General features: G+C 29.7%; 3 protein-coding genes. All 3 read right to left on the reverse strand.

Going from position 1 to position 3,870, the window contains the following annotated elements; translation table 11 throughout:
• Positions 1–203 precede the first annotated feature (203 nt).
• Positions 204–2,513, reverse strand: coding sequence for a helicase-related protein (locus tag F598_RS0114055; RefSeq protein ID WP_019039712.1), 2,310 nt, complete (start codon positions 2,511–2,513; stop codon positions 204–206).
• Positions 2,483–3,379 (reverse strand): Hachiman antiphage defense system protein HamA, encoded by an 897-nt coding sequence (locus F598_RS0114060; protein WP_019039713.1) that lies wholly within the window; start codon positions 3,377–3,379, stop codon positions 2,483–2,485. The genes F598_RS0114055 and F598_RS0114060 overlap by 31 nt, the downstream gene beginning before the upstream one ends.
• Before the next feature lie 225 nt (positions 3,380–3,604).
• On the reverse strand, positions 3,605–3,870 hold a 266-nt coding region (locus F598_RS0114065; RefSeq protein WP_019039714.1), incomplete at its 5' end, for a type II toxin-antitoxin system RelE/ParE family toxin.

Raw genomic sequence — 3,870 nt, forward strand, 5'->3', positions numbered from 1 at the left:
TTTAATCATTCCATTCAGCCGACTGACTTTCCTTTATTCAGATCAATAATTGAAATTAATTTATACAATATTTTTCAATCAATTTACCTACAACGGTCTAGTATAAGAATAGTAGCGGATTTGTACGCACTAACTTTCCAGTTAAACACAGACCTTTTTTAATTTTACTTACTTTCGTTTGAGCGATTAAACCGCTATTATTTTTATACATTGTTGCCACCAGTGTTTTCTTCATTTATTATCCGTTCCACTTTTTCAAAAATGTTCAATTCGTAGTTGTCAAATGATTTTTTGATTTCATCTGCATTGTCCTCATTTTCATAGTAATCTATAATTGAAGAAGGCACTCCAAAATCACTTGCAATTCTGCCTTTTTCAGTAAACGCATTGTATTCCAATTTAGTAAGTAATCTATCCAACCCACTAACTTCCTCAAAAGGTTGTCCAGTTTGTTTTGAAATGTAGAATTTGTACATAATGTTAAACACACCTAAATACTTCACAACCTGATATTTTAGCGTGTTGTATACAAATTCAGATGTTTCAGAAATAGATTTATCAACTGTCAGTCCTTTACCTAATTTGAAATTAACAGAACCTCTAAAGCCTCCAATCAAATAGAAATGAACTAGGTGTGTCAAAGTTGAATAATCTCCATTTTGACCTTTATACTCGATTAGAAATTTCAATTTTTGATTTTTGACGATTGATTCTAGTAAGTTTAGAATTACTTGAAAACCATCGTATTCAATATCCATTCTAAAATTTATATAACGAATCAATTTCTTAATGGCTTCTAGTTGTACTTGGTTTAATAAGCTGATTTTATCATAAATCTCTATTTTGTCCTTTCTACTTACTACTTTATATAAGTGAAAAATTTCGTCAGGTATACCTCTGTCTTCTTGTAGTTGATTAATATCAATTATTTTGGCTTTGTCTTCGCCCGTTAAATACTCATCTTCGGTATAGAACAAATCGACCTCTTCTTTTGGTGCGTCTAAATCATAGTTCTTATGCTTTATTCCTTCGGGTTCAGAGTTAATTGCTTGCATAAAGTTATTTTTTAGAACAATTACTCGACCATTATAGTGATATAAAAATCTACCTGCTCTACCAGCAATGTTCTTTGCATCAAACTTCTTTAATGGTTTGTTTCCTTTTTTGTCGTGAAGGACAATTAAATTTTTTGCAGAAGTATTTACACCTTCGGTAATAGTCGTGGTAGAAAGCAAAACTCTCAAAAGCCCTTTATTGAAAAGAGAAACTGTTTCTTTTTGAATATATTTGGGTACAAGACCGTGGTGTATTCCAATTCCTTTTTTTAAGGCACTTATCAAAGTCCATTCCTTGTTGAAATTATCAGAAATGTGCGATATAAATTCGCTATATTCTTCGTAACTGTGATTGTTTAGTAAATCTGATTTTATGATTGTTTTGGCATAAGATTCAACTGAACTCCTTGAATAACAATAAATAATAGAATTCTCATTGATATCAATTATTTGTCTTAGGATTTCAATAAGCCTATCTTTCTTTGAACTAGTTTCAAAATGTAAATCAAAATCATAGTCAACGGAATAACTTTTTCGCCCCTTTATATCTTTATAAGTCTTATTAACAATTTCATAGTCATTGTAATCTATCAATTGAATTTGATTCTTCTCTAAAAATCTATCAAATGAGCGATTATAGTTTATGTCATTAGGTCTTGAAAAATCTATATATGGGCCAGCTAATAGTGTGTCAACATCTTTTTTGAGTGAATAAAATACCGCTAGTCTATACGCGACATCTCTTTCGTTCTCCCTGACTTCTTCATCGATTATATAATCATTATCTATTTTATAGACTTCATCAATAAAAGCAAAATCGAAATTAATTTCATCATCTCTTTTTTCTATAAATGACAAGTAGCGTTCAGGTGTATAAATGAATAGATTTTTTTCATCTAAACTCTCAACTTCGCTTAGTGTATGAATTGAATAATAATCTATAAAAAACTTATAATTTTCATCAGAAGTTAATCTTTCAAGATTTTCTGATAATAAAGCAATTGTTGGAAAAATAAGAACCACATTATCGTAGTTCATCTGCTTTACTATTTCAAATACAATGTGAGTTTTGCCAAAGGAAGTACTAGCTGAAAGAAAATACCTGTTCATTTGAGCAGGTTTAAATAGTTCTAAGATTTGCTTTTGATACTTATGTACTTTATTATCCTTACTTAAATTTAGTGTGCTTTCATAAATTACTGCTGATAAGGTGTTTAAATCAAATGAATTTAAAGTTATGTCCTTTTCAAATTTTTCTAATAAATCATAGAAGTGAGGAATTCCGATAACATTAGATATATATTTCAAGAAGTTTAAATCAGCTTCTGATAAATCTTCATTCTTCATTTTATCAAAGTAGCTACAAACTATTTTAATTAGTTCAAAGTCTTTTAGCTCATCATTTCGATAAGCATTAAGCGATTTAACTATATGAGAGGCTTTTTCAATTCTATCCATTCTAGTACTTCTTTTTTAACTTTTTTGACATCTTCAACTGGAATAAAAATGAAGAAAACGCTGTAAGGGATTGATATATCGTAATCCTCTAATTCGTAATTATCCTCTATATATTTTGGTATTTTCTTTATGCTTTCATTGTATCCTGATGAGTTTTGTTGGAAAAGAATTATGACAGGATAAATTAGATTAATTGAATGTTGTTTTAATTCTTCTATAATTTTTATAGTAGGATTTTCATTCCAATCATTAAGTATGGATTCTATCTTAGAACCTTGTATATTTAAGTTCTCTCTATTTTTTCTAATTGCTAATAGATTTGTACTTAAATAATCATCAGAAAGTGAAGATTTGATTTTTTTTAAAACATCATTTACTGCACTTGTATAATTTATATGAAATTTTGTTTCTCCAAACCAAAGTCCAACACTGTTATTTTCCTCAATTAAATGATACGCATCATATCCACGAGCTTCTCCTTTGGTTAATGGGTCGTAGAAATAACCTTTTGAAATTAACGTGTTAGTTTGAAAAAATGGCTTTAAAACACAATGTAACAGTACTTCTCCAAAGAAGCCATACTTGAGTTTAGAAGCTTCACTGTCTGATTCATTATACCGAACTCTTTCTTGAAAGGCTATTGTATGTAAATCTTCTAATTCTCTTTCTGTAAAATCGAATTCATTAAAGGAATAATCAATTATTGAATTATAAATTAGTCTAACTAAATCTTGCTCATTCGCGATTGAATAGCATTTATCGTTTTCGGTTGAAAACAATGTTTTTGGTATTGATTCTACTGCATTTGGTAAGTCATACTTATATATGATTGTACTTTTGACTAAATTATGTAATGCTGTTCTCATTCAGTTTTTTACAGTCAGTTTTACATTGGTGGCAACGGTTGGGCTATGAGTAGTGCGGGGCAAAAAAGCCAAAGTCTTTCAATTCTGCACCGCCCCAAGCGAGCGATTTTCTATTTATAAATTTTATTGTTTAAATATACAAATTGCGAGCGAAAAATATGCCCAAGTCTTCAAATTCAGCCAATAATCCCGCATTACTTATAGCCTCGTGTTGGGTGTAGTTTTTTATTCGGTTATTATTTTCTTCAAATCCATTCGCTCGTGTAAAATTCTTATGACTTCAATTCTATCTTCGGAAAGTGATTGATAAAATATAATATGTTTCCCAGATTTTAGTCCGAGCAAGTTTTTGTTTATTCCGTCATATTCTTTTCCAACATCAGGATTTTGTCCAATTCCGTTACAGGCTAACTTTATTGTAGCATAATATTTGTCTGCTTGTTTTGCAGACCATTTGTCAAAAGTATAATCCCAAATGTCATTCAAGTCAT

This window comes from Psychroflexus tropicus DSM 15496 (assembly GCF_000378765.1).
In the GTDB taxonomy this organism is placed as follows: domain Bacteria; phylum Bacteroidota; class Bacteroidia; order Flavobacteriales; family Flavobacteriaceae; genus Psychroflexus; species Psychroflexus tropicus.